We start from the raw sequence: 15,896 nt of genomic DNA on the forward strand, positions 1-15,896 counted from the left end.
TAGTGATAAAAATGTTACCCCCGTAAAATGTCCGGCATTTCACGCGGAATGCCGACATTTATACTCGCCGACCTTGCCGTTCGCTATTTTGTGCTATGTTTAAGAGGAAATGCGGGTTATATTTAACTTTTAACGCAGAAATATTGCATAACTATTCTGTCAACGGTACTATCTGCGGCCTCAATTGCTATAGATTGCCTGGATGAGTAAAGACTGCCCCGATGAGTATTAAACTAAACGGCATTAACTGCTTCTACGGCGCACACCAGGCGCTGTTTGACATCACGCTGAACTGCCCGGAAGGCGAAACGCTGGTTTTACTTGGCCCAAGCGGTGCAGGCAAAAGCTCCCTTCTGCGCGTCCTTAATCTGCTTGAAATGCCCCGTTCCGGTACGCTGGCTATCGCCGGTAACCATTTTGATTTCGCGAAAACCCCGTCAGATAAAGCTATACGCGAACTGCGTCAAAACGTCGGCATGGTCTTCCAGCAATACAATCTCTGGCCGCACCTGACCGTGCTGCAAAACCTGATTGAAGCCCCGTGCCGCGTGCTGGGGTTAAGCAAAGATCAGGCCATCGCGCGTGCTGAAAAGCTGCTGGAGCGTCTGCGCCTTAAGCCCTACAGCGACCGCTATCCGCTGCACCTCTCAGGGGGTCAGCAGCAGCGCGTGGCGATTGCCCGCGCGCTGATGATGGAACCCGCGGTACTGCTGTTTGATGAGCCTACCGCGGCGCTGGACCCGGAAATCACCGCCCAGATCGTCAGCATCATTCGCGAGCTGGCGGAAACCAATATTACGCAGGTCATTGTTACCCACGAAGTGGAAGTGGCGCGTAAAACCGCCAGCCGTGTGGTCTACATGGAAAACGGGTATATCGTTGAGCAAGGTGACGCGAGCTGCTTCGCGAACCCGCAAACCGATGCCTTCAAAAACTATTTATCTCATTGATTGTGTCAGGGGAAATATAATGAAAAAAGTATTACTTGCCGTGCTGCTTGCTGGCGTTACCCTTTCCGCTACCGCAGCCCAGACCATTCGTTTCGCCACGGAAGCCTCCTACCCTCCGTTTGAGTCCATTGATGCGAACAACAAAATTGTTGGCTTCGACGTAGACCTGGCAAACGCCCTGTGTAAAGAGATCGACGCAACCTGTACCTTCAGCAACCAGGCGTTCGACAGCCTGATCCCAAGCCTGAAGTTCCGCCGTATTGACGCCGTCATGGCCGGTATGGACATCACTCCTGAGCGCGAAAAGCAGGTGCTGTTCACCACCCCTTACTACGACAACTCCGCCCTGTTTATTGGTCAGAAAGGTAAATTCACCTCTGTCGATCAGCTGAAAGGCAAGAAAGTCGGCGTGCAGAACGGCACCACGCACCAGAAGTTCATCATGGATAAACATCCGGAAATCACCACCGTTCCGTACGACAGCTACCAGAACGCGAAGCTGGATCTGCAGAATGGCCGTATCGACGGCGTATTTGGTGATACCGCTGTCGTGACCGAGTGGCTGAAAGCCAACGACAAGCTGGCGCCAGTGGGCGACAAAGTGACCGATAAAGATTACTTCGGTACCGGTCTGGGGATTGCCGTTCGTCAGGGCAACACCGAGCTGCAGCAGAAATTCAACGCTGCGCTGGAAAAAGTGAAGAAAGACGGCACCTACGAAACCATCTACAAAAAATGGTTCCAGAAGTAATTCCTGATGAATGAAATTTTTCCTTTAGCAAGCGCCGCCGGGATGACCGTCGGCCTTGCCGTTTGCGCACTGATTATCGGCCTGGTGCTGGCGATGTTCTTTGCGGTGTGGGAATCAGCAAAATGGTTCCCCGTCGCCTGGGCGGGCTCCGCGCTGGTCACCGTACTGCGTGGGCTACCGGAAATTCTGGTGGTCCTGTTCATCTATTTCGGCTCCTCACAGCTGCTGCTCACGCTGTCGGACGGCTTCACGATCAATCTCGGCTTTGCGCAGATACCGGTGCAGATGCAGATTGACAACTTTGACGTCAGCCCGTTCCTCTGCGGCGTGATTGCCCTCTCCCTGCTCTACTCCGCGTACGCGTCGCAAACCCTGCGCGGTGCGCTGAAAGCGGTACCTCAGGGGCAGTGGGAATCCGGTCAGGCGCTAGGCATGTCGAAAGCAGCGATCTTCTTCCGTCTGGTGATGCCGCAGATGTGGCGCCACGCCCTACCGGGCCTGGGCAACCAGTGGCTGGTATTGCTGAAAGATACCGCGCTGGTGAGCCTGATCAGCGTGAACGATTTGATGCTGCAAACCAAAAGCATCGCCACCCGTACTCAGGAGCCATTTACCTGGTACATCGTGGCGGCGGCTATCTACCTGGTAATCACGCTGCTCAGTCAGTACATCCTCAAGCGTATTGACCTGCGTGCGACGCGCTTTGAACGGAGACCAGGCTGATGCTTGAATATTTCCCGGAGCTGATGAAAGGGCTGCACACCAGCCTGACGCTGACCGTGGCGTCCATCATTGTGGCGCTGATCCTGGCGCTCATCTTCACCATCATCCTGACGCTGAAAACGCCGGTGCTGGTGTGGATCGTGCGCGGCTACATCACCCTGTTTACCGGTACGCCGCTGCTGGTGCAGATCTTCCTGATTTACTACGGTCCGGGCCAGTTCCCGTCGCTGCAGGCGTATCCGGTTATCTGGCACCTGCTCTCTGAGCCGTGGCTCTGCGCTCTGATTGCCCTTTCGCTGAACAGCGCGGCCTATACCACCCAGCTGTTTTACGGGGCGATCCGTGCCATCCCGGAAGGACAATGGCAGTCCTGCGGGGCGCTGGGCATGAGCAAAAAAGACACGCTGGCGATCCTGCTGCCGTACGCCTTCAAGCGCGCGCTCTCCTCTTACTCTAACGAAGTGGTGCTGGTGTTCAAAAGTACCTCGCTGGCCTACACCATCACCCTGATGGAAGTGATGGGTCACGGGCAGCTGCTGTACGGGCGCACCTATGACGTGATGGTGTTCGGCGCGGCCGGCGTGGTCTATCTGGTGGTGAACGGTCTGCTGACGCTGATGATGCGACTGATTGAGCGTAAAGCGTTAGCGTTTGAGCGCAGAAATTAATCACGCGAGTGCATAAAACGTAATTACCAGAGCGGATAACCCGATGGCTTATCCGCTTTTTTTTATATTCAACATAATATTTAATCATATTTATTGCATATAAATTCATTAACTGGCATTGTACATCCATGCCGCAGACACGGCGCATAATGACAAGATAGACAGACGGGAGCATTACAATGAAAAAGTTAGTTCTGGCCGCACTACTCGCCACCTTCGCCGCTGGCGCATCCGCTGCTGATAAAATCAATTTTGGCGTTTCGGCCACCTATCCGCCGTTTGAATCGCTGGACGCCAGCAATCAGATCGTCGGTTTCGATATCGACCTGGCGAAAGCCCTGTGCAAGCAGATGCAGGCCGACTGCACCTTTACCAACCATGCCTTCGACAGCCTGATCCCGTCGCTGAAATTCAAGAAATACGATGCGGTGATCTCCGGGATGGACATCACGCCGGAGCGCAGCAAGCAGGTGGCGTTCACCGACCCGTACTACGCCAACTCGGCGGTGGTGATTGCGAAGAAAGGGGCTTACAAGTCCTTTGACGAGCTGAAAGGCAAACGCATCGGGATGGAAAACGGCACCACGCACCAGAAATACCTGCAGGACAAACATCCTGAAGTGAAAACCGTCGCCTATGACAGCTACCAGAACGCGATTATCGACCTGAAAAACGGCCGTATCGATGGCGTCTTCGGCGACACCGCCGTGGTAAACGAATGGCTGAAAACCAACCCGCAGCTGGGTACGGCAACGGAAAAAGTGACCGATCCGCAGTACTTCGGCACGGGCCTCGGCATCGCGGTACGTCCGGATAACAAAGCCCTGCTGGAAAAACTGAACGGCGCGCTGAAGGCGATTAAAGCAGACGGCACGTACCAGAAAATCAGCGAGCAGTGGTTCCCGCAGTAATCTCTTTTTGCCGGGTGGTCTGGCCTACGGGGGTGGTCTGTAGGCCGGGTAAGCGCAGCGCCACCCGGCAATTTCTCACAGCGGCACAAAGAACCTGAACCGCGCCCCGCTCACGGACTCCATCAGCCTGATCCCGCCGCCGTGCAGCTCCAGCATTCGCTTAACGATTAACAGCCCTAACCCGCCGCGGTTCTCCCGCGATGCCTGGGTATTCAGCGCCGAAGGCCGCTGGAACAGATCGTCGCGCAGCGCGGCATCCACGCCCGTTCCGGAGTCTGCCACTTCGACCTGAAGCCGTTCATTCTCCTGCCACACCGCCAGACGAATTTCCCCGCCAGTGGGCGTATGACGCATCGCGTTATCGAGCAGGTTGGTCACCACGCGCTCGATCATCGACACATCGGCATTGACCAGCGGCAAGGGGCCCGGCACGTCAATATGCAGATTCACCTCGCGCGTGCGGGCGGTAAGCTCAAACTTCTGCGCCACGTCGGAAATCAGCTCTCCCATCGCGAAACGCTCGCGCTGCGGCTTAATGCCGCCGTGCTCAAGGCGCGCCAGCTCGAAAAGCTGCTGGGAAAGATGTCGTACCTTTTGTCCCTGACGCAGCGCGGTGGCGAGATACTGCTGGTGCTCCTGCGGCGTCAGGGTGGCGGATTTGAGCGACAGGGTTTCAAGATAGCCCAGCAGCGAGGTCAGCGGCGTGCGAAGATCGTGCGAAATGTTGGCGATAAACTCCCGGCGCTGGCGATCGCTGTCGGCCAGCTGGTCCCACTGGCGGGTAATTTTCCGCGCCAGCTCGATGAAACTGTTGCGCAGGAGCGCCACTTCGTCATTGGCCGCGGCATCCGGCGGCTGTGCTGCGAGCAGCCTGATTGCGCTAATGCTGTCCTGCTCCAGGCCGGTGACCTCTTCCGTCAGGCGCTTAACCGGACGCGTCACCCAGTACCAGACCAGCAGTCCCGCCAGCAGGCCAAACAGCGCGACCCACAGCAATGACCAGAGCACCGTGCTCCAGAGCGCCTTATGCCAGGCCATTTCCGCCAGCGCGTTCGACTCCTCGCCCTGCAAAATAATGTACAGGTAGCCCTTAAGCTCGCCGTCCTGCCGCAGCGGCGTGGCGCTGAACACTTTTTTATTTTGACTGCGCGGGTCGTTGCCCAGTACCGGTATGGCGGTACCGCTCAGGAAGGTCTGAACCGGTGCCAGGTCGATTTTTTGCCGCTGAATATGGCCCGGCGGTGCGGCATCGGCCAGGATATCGCCGTCCGGCGAGATAACGTACAGTTCAACGCTCGGGTTGAAGGTCATCAGCCGGTCGAACAGCGGCTTCAGCGCGGTGCGGTCAACCCTGCCCTGCGCGTCCAGAATCGGTTCCCGCTGGACGATCTGCTGCGCCAGGCCGCCCGACAACCGCTGCACCATCGCGTTGCCGTACTGCATACTGCTGTAGAGCTGTACCGCGCAGGCGACGGTCGCGCAGAGCATCATCAGCAGGACAAACAGCAGCGTCAGGCGCTGGCTCAGGCTAAAGCGGCGCATCATGGTTTGGCTCCGCAAATTTATAGCCCTTGCCCCAGACGGTGCGAATTATCTCCGGCTCGGCGGCGTCCTTCTCAACCTTGATGCGCAGGCGGTTGATATGGGTGTTGACGGTGTGCTCGTAGCCTTCGTGCTGATAGCCCCATACCTGCTCCAGCAGCGCCAGACGAGAAAACACCTCGCCGGGATGGCGGGCGAAGAAGTACAGCAGTTCGAATTCGCGCGGGGTGAGATCCACCACCTGGCCGTGAAGCAGCACGCTGCGCGCCAGGGGATCGATCGTCAGGCCGTGGGCCTGAATTTGCCCGTCAGCCTGCGCCTGCCCCATCGCCTGCTGGCGGCGGAACAGCGCTTTGATGCGGGCAATCAGTTCCTGCACTGAAAAGGGTTTTGCCAGATAATCATCGGCGCCGGTTTCCAGCCCGGTGATGCGGTCGGTTTCGCTGCTGCGGGCGCTGATGATGATCACCGGCAGGTAGCGGGTCATCTGGCGGATGCGGCGGCAGATCTCCAGGCCGTCAACGTTGGGCAGCATCAGGTCGAGGATCACCGCATCCCACGGCTGTTTTTCAAGGCGCTGCAGGGCGTTGCCCCCGTCGGGCTCGTGGGTGATGGCGTAGCCTTCGTCTTCTAAGTTGAGCCGCAGAAGCGCCGCGATATCGTGGTCGTCTTCCACCAGCAGGATCTGCTTCATGGGTAAGCCTTTATTCATCTCTTATGACGTAAGCTTACCTGATTTTATGGGCGGGCAGAGTTCACATTTTGTTTAAGATTTCACGAGCAACGTCAGGACTTCATAATGTGCGGTATGCGGGAACATATCGAAAAGCTGCACGCGTTCAATGCGGTAGCCCGGCAGATTAGCGATATCTTTCGCCATGGTCTGCGCATTGCAGCTGGAGTAGACGATAAAATCGGGTGCCATCTGGCTCAGATAGTCGCAGAGGGATTTGCCAATCCCACGACGCGGCGGATTAACCAGCACCAGCTCCGGCACGTTGCCCTGACCGGTCGCGAACTGCGTGGAGTCCAGCGCCTGAAAGTGCAGATTGGTTAACCCCAGCTCGGCGGCGGACTGCTTTGCGCAGGCAATCGCTTCGGCGGAGATCTCAATGCCGGTGAGCTGCATCTCAGGCGTGGCGCAGTGCAGGCCAAAACCGCCCACGCCGCAGAACAGGTCCCACATATGATGGATGTTTAACGCGCGCACCCAGTCGCGGGCGGTGGCGTACAGGCTGCTTGCCACGGTCGGGTTGGTCTGGAAGAAGCTTTGCGGGCGGATCCATAGCGGTACGCCGTTGAAGCTCTCCGCCAGCGCGTGCTGGTCGGTGAAGAAAACCTCTTTCTCCCCTTCCATGATCGCCATATGCACCGGCTGAATGTTTGCGGTAATCACGTTTAACTGAGGAAGCTGTTCCTGCAGCCACGGCAGCGCCGCGCGCAGCTGCTCCAGCTTGGCTTCCGAGCGCAGCACGAAGCGCAGCATCATGCCGCCGTCGATCTGGCTTTCCGTCAGGAGAAGGTACTTCAGCTCGCCGCGCCTGCGGGCAACGTTGTAAGGCGTTAACCCCGCGCGAGCGATAAACGGTTTCAGTGCGGCAAAGACCGGCTCAAACGAGGCGGGATAGAGCGGGCAGTCGGTTAAGTCTTCCGGCGTGCCGTCGCGGTGCAGCATCCCCAGCAGCGGTTTTTCAACGCTTCCGCTGACCACCATTTTGGCTTTGTTACGAAAGCCCTGCTCCGGGCCGCTGACGGGTGCGCACCACTCGCCCACCGCGTGCGCTGCCAGCAGCTGTTGCAGGTCGGCCATTTTGGCGGTGAGTTGTTGAGAGACCGGCTGTTCTATCCACTGACAGGAGCGGCAGCGTCCGGCGTCATAGAGTGCGCACTGCATATGAAAACCTTAAGGAAAACGAGGGCTGCGATTATACACATTATTGCAGGCGGAAGAACCGCCGACTGGACGCCGGAACGAAAAGCAGGCAGAGCACCAGCATATCCGGCAGTTTTTGCATGACCAGCGCATGGAAAATCTCACGTCGCGACTCGCCCGGAATGCTGAACAGCTCAGGATAGCCATAGCCCAGCGAGGCGGCCCACAGATAGCTGGCGGCGGTCACCTGCGTGAGCAGATAGACCCAGCGCGCCCAGTTTCGCCCTTTGACCAGCGAAAACGCGCAGTAGATCTCGATAAACACCAGCACCAGGCTGCTTAAAAAGACCAGCGTCAGATTCCACGTCTGCACGCTGCGGTGAATGAATTCCCCGATGCCGCGCACGCCCAGCGTATTCAAAATCATCAGCACGTCCAGGCAGCGGATCATAATAATGGCGAGCGCCGCCACCTGAACCAGCGCAGGAACGTTAGGACGAGCGTGCGTAATACGTGATTTTTTTACTAATCCCAATGTTTTACTTCCCTGAAAAACAGTGCCGCGTCATGCGCGGCACATCACCGGAAATATTAAATCCTTCAGCCGCGTCTTGCACGCTGGATATCGCGCACGCGCTGTTTTTCCGCGCGCGCCATCAAATACCAGGCGATAAATCCGACAATTCCGACCACGCCGAGGATGATAGAGGCCAGGGCGTTGATCTCCGGGTTCACCCCCATGCGCACGCTGGAGAAGACCAGCATCGGCAGCGTCGTCGCGCCCGGCCCTGAGACAAAGCTGGCGATAACCAGATCGTCGAGGGAGAGCGTGAACGCCAGCAGCCAGCCGGAGATCACCGCCGGCATAATCATCGGCAGGGTAATGATGAAAAAGACCTTTAGCGGCGTGGCGCCGAGATCCATCGCCGCCTCTTCAATGGAGCGGTCCAGCTCGCGCAGGCGCGAGGAGATCACCACCGCCACATACGCGGTACAGAAGGTGACGTGCGCCAGCCAGATGGTGAGCATGCCGCGATCCGCCGGCCAGCCGATGGCGTGCGCCAGGGCCACGAACAGCAGCAGCAGCGACAGGCCGGTAATGACGTCCGGCATCACCAGCGGGGCAGTGATCATAAAGGCGAAACCGTTTGAGCCGCGAAAACGCCCGAAGCGCACCATCACCAGCGCGGCGATGGTGCCCAGAACGCAGGCCATCGTGGCCGCCAGCGCGGCAATGGTCAGGCTCAGCCCCACCGCGCTCATCATTGCGTCGTCGTGGAACAGCTCGCTGTACCAGCGCGTCGACCAGCCCGCCCAGACCGTCACCAGCTTAGAGCTGTTGAACGAGTAGATCACCAGCATCAGCATCGGCGCATACAGGAAGGTGAAGCCGATAACGAGGATCAGAATGCGCCACGGGGAGCGTACTACCGGTAAGTTGTTCATCCGCGATCTCCCATCTGTTTCTGCTGATGCTTATGGAACCACATGATCGGGACGATCAGCAGCAGGAGCATGATAATCGCCACCGCCGACGCCACCGGCCAGTCGCGGTTATTGAAGAACTCCTGCCACAGCACGCGGCCAATCATGATGCTGTCCGGCCCGCCGAGCAGTTCCGGAATCACAAACTCCCCGACCGCCGGAATAAACACCAGCATCGACCCGGCAATGATTCCGCCTTTGGTCAGCGGGACAATCACGCTGAAGAAGGTCTTCAGCGGACGCGCGCCGAGATCGAGCGAGGCTTCCACCAGCGAGTAGTCAATCCGCGTCAGGGCGGTGTAAATCGGCAGCACCATAAACGGCAGATAGGCATACACAATGCCGATATAGACCGCAAGGTTGGTGTGCAGGATGGTCAGCGGCTGATCGATGACCCCAAGCCACATCAGAAAATTATTCAGCACCCCGTTGTTTTTCAGGATCCCCATCCACGCGTAAACGCGTATCAGAAACGATGTCCACGACGGCAGGATCACCAGCAGCAGCAGGATGTTGCGCGTTGAGGGCTTGCTGTGCGCCACGGCCCACGCCAGCGGGTAGCCCATCACCAGACAGCAGAGCGTAGAGATCGCCGCCACCTGCAGAGACTGCAGATAGGCTTCGAAATAGAGCGGATCCTCGGTGAGCTGGAGGAAGTTGCCCAGATTCAGCGTCAGCGTCAGCTGCCCATCGGCCCACTCCCACAGATCGGTATACGGCGGGATCGCCCGCGCCATCTCCGCCAGGCTGATCTTAAAGACGATCAGGAACGGCAGCAGGAACAGCAGGATCAGCCACACGTAAGGCATGGCGATTACCAGCTTGCGCCCGTGGTTCATCTTAAGGCGCGTCAGCCAGTGGGCAAAGCCGCCCGGTTTTTTGACGCGGGCTGGAGGTTCAAGTGTGCTCATGATCGCTCCTTATACCGTCAGCACGACGCAACTGTCCGCGTCCCAGCACAGGCGCACTTCGTCGCCCCAGGTCGGCTGCCCCTTGCGGTAGCGATGTTCGTTCTGTAGCTGCGCGCTGAGCATCTGTCCGCTTTTCAGGCGCACGTGGTAAATGGAGAGATCGCCCAGATAGGCAATGTGCACCACTTCCCCGACGGCAAAGTTATAGCCATCAGCAGGCGGATCGTCACAGAGCATGATCTTCTCCGGGCGCAGCGCCACGTAGACCGGCACGTTATCCACCACCGAGCTGTCAGGATCGACCTTAAGCGGATGCTGCAGCCCCGGCGATTCGATGACCAGACCATCCTCCTGACGATCCTTCAGCAGCCCTTCAAAAACGTTGACCGAGCCGATGAACTCCGCGCTGTAGCGGGTGGTCGGATGCTCGTAAATCTCTTCCGGCTCGCCAATCTGCACGAACTTCCCGCGGTTCATGATCGCGATACGCCCGGCCATGGTCATGGCCTCTTCCTGGTCATGGGTGACCATCACGCAGGTCACCCCCACGCGCTCGAGGATATCGACCACTTCGAGCTGCATACGGTCGCGCAGCTTTTTATCCAGCGCGCCCATCGGCTCGTCGAGCAGCAGCAGTTTCGGGCGTTTCGCCAGGCTTCTCGCCAGCGCCACGCGCTGACGCTGGCCGCCGGAGAGCTGGTGCGGCTTACGCTTCGCGAACTCCTGCATATGCACCAGGCTCAGCATTTCGGCCACGCGCGCGGTGATTTCGGCTTTCGGCAGCTTGTCCTGCTTCAGGCCAAAGGCGATGTTTTGCTCCACCGTCATGTGCGGAAACAGCGCGTAGGACTGGAACATCATGTTAATCGGGCGCTGATACGGCGGCACGCTGGAGAGATCCACACCATCGAGCATGATTTGCCCGGCGGTTGGCTGTTCAAAACCGGCCAGCATACGCAGCAGGGTCGATTTACCGCAGCCCGATGCGCCCAGTAGCGCGAATATTTCGCCTTTATAGATAGTCAGGCTGACGTCGTCCACGGCATGCTGGCCATCGAAAGATTTGGTGAGGTTACGAATTTCAAGAAGCGGGGTCAGCGCTTTACGGACTTTCGCCTGCGGGCGGGGGATCGCGTCATTCACGGGGTGCTCTCCGGCATAGATCAATACTGGTGCAAACGCACCGTCTGGGTGCGCATCGCCGGGCGGCGCGAACGCTTGCCCGGCCTACGGGTTGTGTAGGCCCGGTAAGCGATAGCGCCACCGGGCAACATTACCAAACGCCGTTATTTTCCGCTTTTCACCTTGGTCCACGCGCGGGTACGCACGCGGTCAATTTTTGGATCCTGAACCTTCAGGGTGAACAGCTTGGCGAACACGTCCGCTGGCGGATAGATAGCCGGGTTACTGCGGATCGCTTCACTCACCAGCGGCACGGAGGCCTTGTTACCGTTGGCGTAGTAAACGTGGTCGCTGATGTGGGCGATCACCTCAGGACGCATCAGGTAGTTAAGGAACTGGTAGGCTTCCTCTTTGTTTTTCGCGTCAGCCGGCATGGCGAAGACGTCAAAGAAGGCCAGCGCCCCCTCTTTCGGAATGAAGTAGGACACATTCACGCCGTTTTTCGCCTCTTTCGCGCGGTTCGCCGCCTGCCACACGTCCCCTGCCCAGCCGATCGCCACGCAGATGTCGCCGTTCGCCAGGTCGTTGATGTACTGGGACGAGTGGAAGTAGCGAATGTTTGGACGCAGCTTCAGCAGCAGATCGGTCGCCGGGCCGGTGTAATCATCGGCTTTATTGCTGTTCGGGTCTTTGCCCAGGTAGTTCAGCACGGTGGCGAAAATCTCTTCCGGCGCATCGAGGAAGGAGACACCGCAGCTTTTCAGCTTCTCAAGGTTTTCCGGCTTCAGCACCACGTCCCAGCTGTCCAGCTTAACGTCCGGGCCCAGCGCGGCTTTGACTTTATCCACGTTGTAGCCGATACCGGTGGTCGCCCACAGGTAAGGCATGGCGTATTTGTTGTCCGGGTCGTGCTTCGCCACCAGCTTCAGCACTTCCGGATCGAGGTTTTTCCAGTTCGATAACTTGCTCTTGTCCAGCGGCTGGAAGACGCCCGCCGTCAGCTGACGCTCCAGGAAGCTTGCGGAAGGTACGACCAGGTCAAAACCGGTGCTGCCTGCCATCAGCTTTCCTTCCAGCACTTCGTTGGAATCGAAAACGTCATAGACCACTTTAATGCCGGTCTCTTTTTCAAAATTCGCGACCGTGTCCGGCGCAATATAGTCAGACCAGTTGTATACGTGCAGCGTTTTTTGTTCCGCAGCGAGCGTGCCGGCAGAGACGGCCATCAGAGCACCCGCAACCAGACCCGATAACCATTTTTTATTCAAGGCGATCATAGTGTTATTCCTTCTGAAAGCTCGTTAACAAACGAACTAAACTGTGCAATCTGGATATATGCAAAAATCATGCATAGTTTGTCGCTCTGCTCAAAATAAAAAGAAACCTCTTTACCCGGCAGGATCCGCTCGCTTTTTTAAGCATCGCAAGAATAACTGTAGCCCGTGTCTCCGGCTATAGCCCAGACGAAAAAACGCCTTTTATCAATTTTTTATGCAGGTTAAGTCTACGTGATAAGCCGAAATGGCCTTGAGGGAGGTGAAAAATTCTTTAAAGAAAGGTTAAAGGCAGCAGAAAAAATGGCCTTCTGCAGCCGCTATGGCAGCGACTGCGTAAAAGTCAGACAGGCTTAGTGAAGAAAATTGGGAGATGCATCATTATTCTCAGCATCGTCTTCCGCGCTGTACAGCAGATGATGTGCATTGGCTTCCATCATAACCATGGAAATTTGCTCTTCGCTCAGGCGCATAAACCAGGCGAACTGCTTGAACGACAGCCCTGCCCCGGAGAATAAAGACTGGCAAACTACCAGTTTTGGCAGATTATCGTCCTGTATATCGAGAAATGCTTTCACCGTCAAAGAACTGGCGTTGATAGCCGAGAGATCGGAGGCCAGCGCCAGCAGCGCAGAAGGCTTCACTTCGGCCAGCGCGGAAAAAAGGATCACGTCGTTAATCAGATCGATTTTGGCATCGAAAATGCCGTCGAAATTCTGCATATGAGGCAGATGCAGCGCCTGGCAGGAATCACATTCGAAGAAGGTGATCCCGGCATCATCAAGCCATTGACGTAACGTATCCAGTGTAGGTACGACCTGTAAATCCATCGCTGTGCAGCCTCTTTAGTAAAAACTTCGCATAGGGTACTCAAAAAGCGCCCGGTAATCCATTTAACCGCCCGTTTTCAGACAGTAACCCGGCGTGGCATGACGCTCGATCCATGAGATCATTTTACCTGCAATATCGACCCCTGTGGTTTTTTCCACACCTTCCAGCCCCGGGGAGGCGTTCACCTCCATCACCAGCGGCCCGCGCGTCGCCCGCAGAAGGTCCACGCCCGCTACGTCCAGCCCCAGGGTTTGCGCCGCTTTCACGGCTATTTCCCGTTCGCGTTCGCTAATATCGGCTACCCGCGCGACGCCGCCGCGGTGAAGGTTAGAGCGGAAGTCGCCCTCTTTGGCCTGGCGCTCGATGGCCGCCACGACCTCGTTCCCCACCACGAAACAGCGAATGTCGCGCCCTTTCGCCTCTTCAATGTACTCCTGCACCAGAATGTGCGCATTCAGCCCGCGAAAGGCGTCGATCACGCTCTCAGCCGCCTGACGCGTTTCCGCTAACACCACGCCAATACCCTGCGTGCCTTCCACCAGCTTGATCACTAAAGGCGCGCCGCCCACCATATCGATCAGATCGCTGGTGTCGTCCGGTGAATGGGCAATGCCCGTGACGGGGAGATCGATCCCCTGTCGGGCGAGGAGCTGCAGGGAGCGCAGCTTGTCGCGAGCGCGGGAAATGGCGACGGATTCGTTGAGCGGATAGCTTCCCAGCATCTCGAACTGGCGCAGCGCGGCGGTGCCGTAGTAGGTAATCTGGGAGCCGATGCGGGGGATGACCGCGTCAAAGTGGGGCAGCTTGCGGCCTTTGTAGTGAATCGACGAGGCGGCGGGGTCGATGTTCATATAGCAGGACATCGGGTCGAGGATCTCAACCTGATGCCCGCGTTTCGCCGCCGCTTCTCGCAGGCGCTTACATGAATAGAGCGTTCCATCCCGGGACAATATGGCAATTTTCACCCTGCACCTCTCTGAAGACATGGAAAAAGCCTGCATATCATATACTCAGGCAGGCGCAGGAGGAATGGACTATCGCGTTGCCCAGCCCTGCTTGTGCAGATACTCAAGAATAAACGGGCGGTTTTCTTTAATGATGGTGCGGCGAATATGATCCGTCCAGGTGTCGCGACGGTTATTGCTGCCGCGCGTCAGGTAGTAGTTCGCCAGCTCTTCGTCGTATTGATTCAGGACATCCTGATCGACCGGCTGGTAATGGTTTTCATGCACCAGCATCGCGGCAGGAATGCGCGGCTTGAGATCCGGGTTGTCCGCCGGCCAGCCGAGGCAGAGGCCAAACAGCGGCAGCACGTGTTTTGGCAGCTTCAGCAGGTCGGTCACGCTTTGAATGTTGTTACGCAGCCCGCCGATATAGACACCGCCTAACCCCAGCGATTCCGCGGCCGTAAAGGCGTTTTGCGCCATCAGCGCGGTATCCACCACGCCCAGCAGCAGCTGTTCGGCCAGCCCAAGTTCCGCCTCAGGGCAGATCTGCAGGTGGCGGTTAAAGTCGGCGCAGAACACCCAGAACTCGGCTGCCTGAGCCACATGCTTCTGCCCGCCGGTGAGCGTCACCAGCTGTTCACGCATGGCTTTATCGGTAATGCGGATAATCGAGCTGCACTGCAAAAAGCTGGAGCTGGAGGTGGCTCTTGCGCTGTCAATAATCGCATTACGCTGCGCCTCGGTAATCGGCTCATCGGTAAAGTGGCGAATGGAGCGGTGGGACTGGAGCAGGTCTATGGTTGGCGTCATCTTGTCTCTCTTTAGTCTTGCTTAATACGTATGGCAGCCAGTATAGGCAATGATGTGCGCGGTGTAATTGGCGAAACATAGCTCATAGATATTATAACGACAGGCGAAACCTTCTTTAATGACGGCGGGTTATGGGGCACTATACGTGTCATTCGCCGTCAGGCTTGTTTTTTGAGGAGAGAGAAATGTTTGCAGTAATTTTTGGTCGTCCAGGGTGCCCTTACTGTGTGCGCGCGAAGGAGCTGGCTGAGAAACTGACCGAAGAGCGCGATGACTTCAACTTCCGCTATGTGGACATCCACGCGGAAGGCATCACCAAAGCCGACCTGGAAAAAACCGTCGGTAAGCCGGTTGAAACCGTGCCGCAGATCTTCCTCGATCAGAAACACATCGGCGGTTGCACCGACTTTGAGGCCTACGCAAAAGAGCATCTGGGCCTGTTTGCCGAGCAGTAATGAAGAGACGCCCTCACCCTGAGGGCGTTTTTATTTGCGGTGCCGTCGCTGCTGAACCAGGCTGCGCACAAACAGGTAGCACAGCGCGCCAAGCGCGCACCAGAATACGCCGCTCAGCAACCACGCCAGCTCCTGCCAGAAACTCCGCGTTGAAATATACATCAGGCGCATCATCAGCAGACACAGCGGTGCAGCGAGCATGGCGCCGAGCAGCGGTTTCACCACCTCCCCTTTACGGGAGAGAAAACTGGCGGCAGCCCCAGGCAACGTGAAGAAGAGCAACCCCAGCTCAGGATGCCCGGACGCCCTGAACGCGCCCTTTACATTAAATGCGAGCGACATGCACACGACAGTGAACAGCAAAAAACAGCTGATCACCCCCGCCCAGTTTCGTTTCATATTCAAACTATCCTCCTGACTTATCTCTATCAAATACACATTCGTCGGGTAGACGCCCAGTCAGATAAAGCAGTGCGGCAATCCATGCCAAAGTACGCACAGGGTGATGCGATAATCAGTAGCTGTCAGTAGCTAATGCGATTAAACTACACGCCAGCTAATGTTTTAGGGAATAAAGCAGGAAACAGGGAGCGTTAACGCCTTTCCCTGACCCAGAAAACAGTAGCCCAAAAAGTCCTTTCAT

General features: G+C 57.2%; 18 protein-coding genes. 6 read left to right on the forward strand and 12 right to left on the reverse strand.

Going from position 1 to position 15,896, the window contains the following annotated elements:
* Window positions 1–221: 221 nt before the first annotated feature.
* The 5 genes from artP (at window position 222) to artJ (ending at window position 4,003) form a co-directional block, all read left to right on the forward strand.
* Window positions 222–950 carry an arginine ABC transporter ATP-binding protein ArtP gene (gene artP, locus INF73_RS18940; RefSeq protein WP_008500030.1) on the forward strand — a complete coding sequence of 243 codons (729 nt, stop codon included), beginning with the start codon at window positions 222–224 and terminating at the stop codon, window positions 948–950.
* A gap of 19 nt (window positions 951–969) precedes the next feature.
* Window positions 970–1,701 (forward strand): arginine ABC transporter substrate-binding protein ArtI, encoded by a 732-nt coding sequence (gene artI, locus INF73_RS18945; RefSeq protein ID WP_008500032.1) that lies wholly within the window; start codon window positions 970–972, stop codon window positions 1,699–1,701.
* A gap of 6 nt (window positions 1,702–1,707) precedes the next feature.
* Window positions 1,708–2,424 carry an arginine ABC transporter permease ArtQ gene (gene artQ, locus INF73_RS18950; protein WP_028012514.1) on the forward strand — a complete coding sequence of 239 codons (717 nt, stop codon included), beginning with the start codon at window positions 1,708–1,710 and terminating at the stop codon, window positions 2,422–2,424.
* A complete protein-coding gene (gene artM, locus INF73_RS18955) occupies window positions 2,424–3,092 on the forward strand; it encodes an arginine ABC transporter permease ArtM (RefSeq protein WP_028012513.1) in 669 nt (222 codons plus the stop codon). Before artQ ends, artM begins: the two co-directional genes overlap by 1 nt.
* Window positions 3,093–3,271: 179 nt before the next feature.
* Window positions 3,272–4,003: an arginine ABC transporter substrate-binding protein ArtJ gene (gene artJ / locus INF73_RS18960; RefSeq protein ID WP_015571008.1), complete on the forward strand. Its 732-nt coding sequence runs from the start codon at window positions 3,272–3,274 to the stop codon at window positions 4,001–4,003.
* Between the two features lie 75 nt (window positions 4,004–4,078).
* On the opposite strand, the gene INF73_RS18965 is transcribed toward artJ, so the two are convergent.
* The 11 genes from INF73_RS18965 to nfsA form a co-directional block, all read right to left on the reverse strand.
* A complete protein-coding gene (locus tag INF73_RS18965; protein WP_193540346.1) occupies window positions 4,079–5,548 on the reverse strand; it encodes an ATP-binding protein in 1,470 nt (489 codons plus the stop codon).
* Window positions 5,532–6,239 (reverse strand): response regulator transcription factor, encoded by a 708-nt coding sequence (locus INF73_RS18970; RefSeq protein WP_028012511.1) that lies wholly within the window; start codon window positions 6,237–6,239, stop codon window positions 5,532–5,534. Before INF73_RS18970 ends, INF73_RS18965 begins: the two co-directional genes overlap by 17 nt.
* A 72-nt stretch (window positions 6,240–6,311) precedes the next feature.
* The gene (rlmC, locus tag INF73_RS18975; protein WP_193540344.1) at window positions 6,312–7,439 is read right to left on the reverse strand and encodes a 23S rRNA (uracil(747)-C(5))-methyltransferase RlmC; all 1,128 of its coding nucleotides are present in this window, start codon (window positions 7,437–7,439) and stop codon (window positions 6,312–6,314) included.
* 40 nt (window positions 7,440–7,479) lie between these two features.
* Entirely contained in the window at window positions 7,480–7,953 is a 474-nt protein-coding gene (locus INF73_RS18980) for a YbjO family protein (protein ID WP_028012509.1), read from the reverse strand.
* Between the two features lie 65 nt (window positions 7,954–8,018).
* Window positions 8,019–8,864 (reverse strand): putrescine ABC transporter permease PotI, encoded by an 846-nt coding sequence (gene potI, locus INF73_RS18985; protein ID WP_028012508.1) that lies wholly within the window; start codon window positions 8,862–8,864, stop codon window positions 8,019–8,021.
* On the reverse strand, window positions 8,861–9,814 hold the full coding sequence (potH, locus tag INF73_RS18990; protein ID WP_041910674.1) for a putrescine ABC transporter permease PotH: 954 nt from the start codon (window positions 9,812–9,814) through the stop codon (window positions 8,861–8,863). The genes potI and potH overlap by 4 nt, the downstream gene beginning before the upstream one ends.
* Before the next feature lie 9 nt (window positions 9,815–9,823).
* Window positions 9,824–10,957 (reverse strand): putrescine ABC transporter ATP-binding subunit PotG, encoded by a 1,134-nt coding sequence (gene potG / locus INF73_RS18995; protein WP_045630953.1) that lies wholly within the window; start codon window positions 10,955–10,957, stop codon window positions 9,824–9,826.
* A gap of 143 nt (window positions 10,958–11,100) precedes the next feature.
* Window positions 11,101–12,213 carry a spermidine/putrescine ABC transporter substrate-binding protein PotF gene (gene potF, locus INF73_RS19000; RefSeq protein ID WP_028012505.1) on the reverse strand — a complete coding sequence of 371 codons (1,113 nt, stop codon included), beginning with the start codon at window positions 12,211–12,213 and terminating at the stop codon, window positions 11,101–11,103.
* A gap of 350 nt (window positions 12,214–12,563) precedes the next feature.
* Window positions 12,564–13,040, reverse strand: a complete 477-nt coding sequence (locus tag INF73_RS19005) for a YbjN domain-containing protein (protein WP_003858385.1) — start codon at window positions 13,038–13,040, stop codon at window positions 12,564–12,566.
* 63 nt (window positions 13,041–13,103) lie between these two features.
* A complete protein-coding gene (gene rimK, locus INF73_RS19010) occupies window positions 13,104–14,006 on the reverse strand; it encodes a 30S ribosomal protein S6--L-glutamate ligase (protein WP_028012504.1) in 903 nt (300 codons plus the stop codon).
* A gap of 69 nt (window positions 14,007–14,075) precedes the next feature.
* Window positions 14,076–14,798 carry a nitroreductase NfsA gene (nfsA, locus tag INF73_RS19015; RefSeq protein WP_193540342.1) on the reverse strand — a complete coding sequence of 241 codons (723 nt, stop codon included), beginning with the start codon at window positions 14,796–14,798 and terminating at the stop codon, window positions 14,076–14,078.
* 185 nt (window positions 14,799–14,983) lie between these two features.
* Between nfsA and INF73_RS19020 the strand changes: the two genes are divergently transcribed.
* Window positions 14,984–15,253, forward strand: coding sequence for a GrxA family glutaredoxin (locus INF73_RS19020; RefSeq protein WP_028012502.1), 270 nt, complete (start codon window positions 14,984–14,986; stop codon window positions 15,251–15,253).
* A 30-nt stretch (window positions 15,254–15,283) separates the two neighbouring features.
* On the opposite strand, the gene INF73_RS19025 is transcribed toward INF73_RS19020, so the two are convergent.
* Window positions 15,284–15,658: an inner membrane protein YbjM gene (locus INF73_RS19025; RefSeq protein ID WP_193540340.1), complete on the reverse strand. Its 375-nt coding sequence runs from the start codon at window positions 15,656–15,658 to the stop codon at window positions 15,284–15,286.
* Window positions 15,659–15,896: the final 238 nt, after the last annotated feature.

This window comes from Enterobacter cloacae complex sp. P6RS (assembly GCF_014982245.1).
Lineage (GTDB): Bacteria > Pseudomonadota > Gammaproteobacteria > Enterobacterales > Enterobacteriaceae > Enterobacter > Enterobacter bugandensis.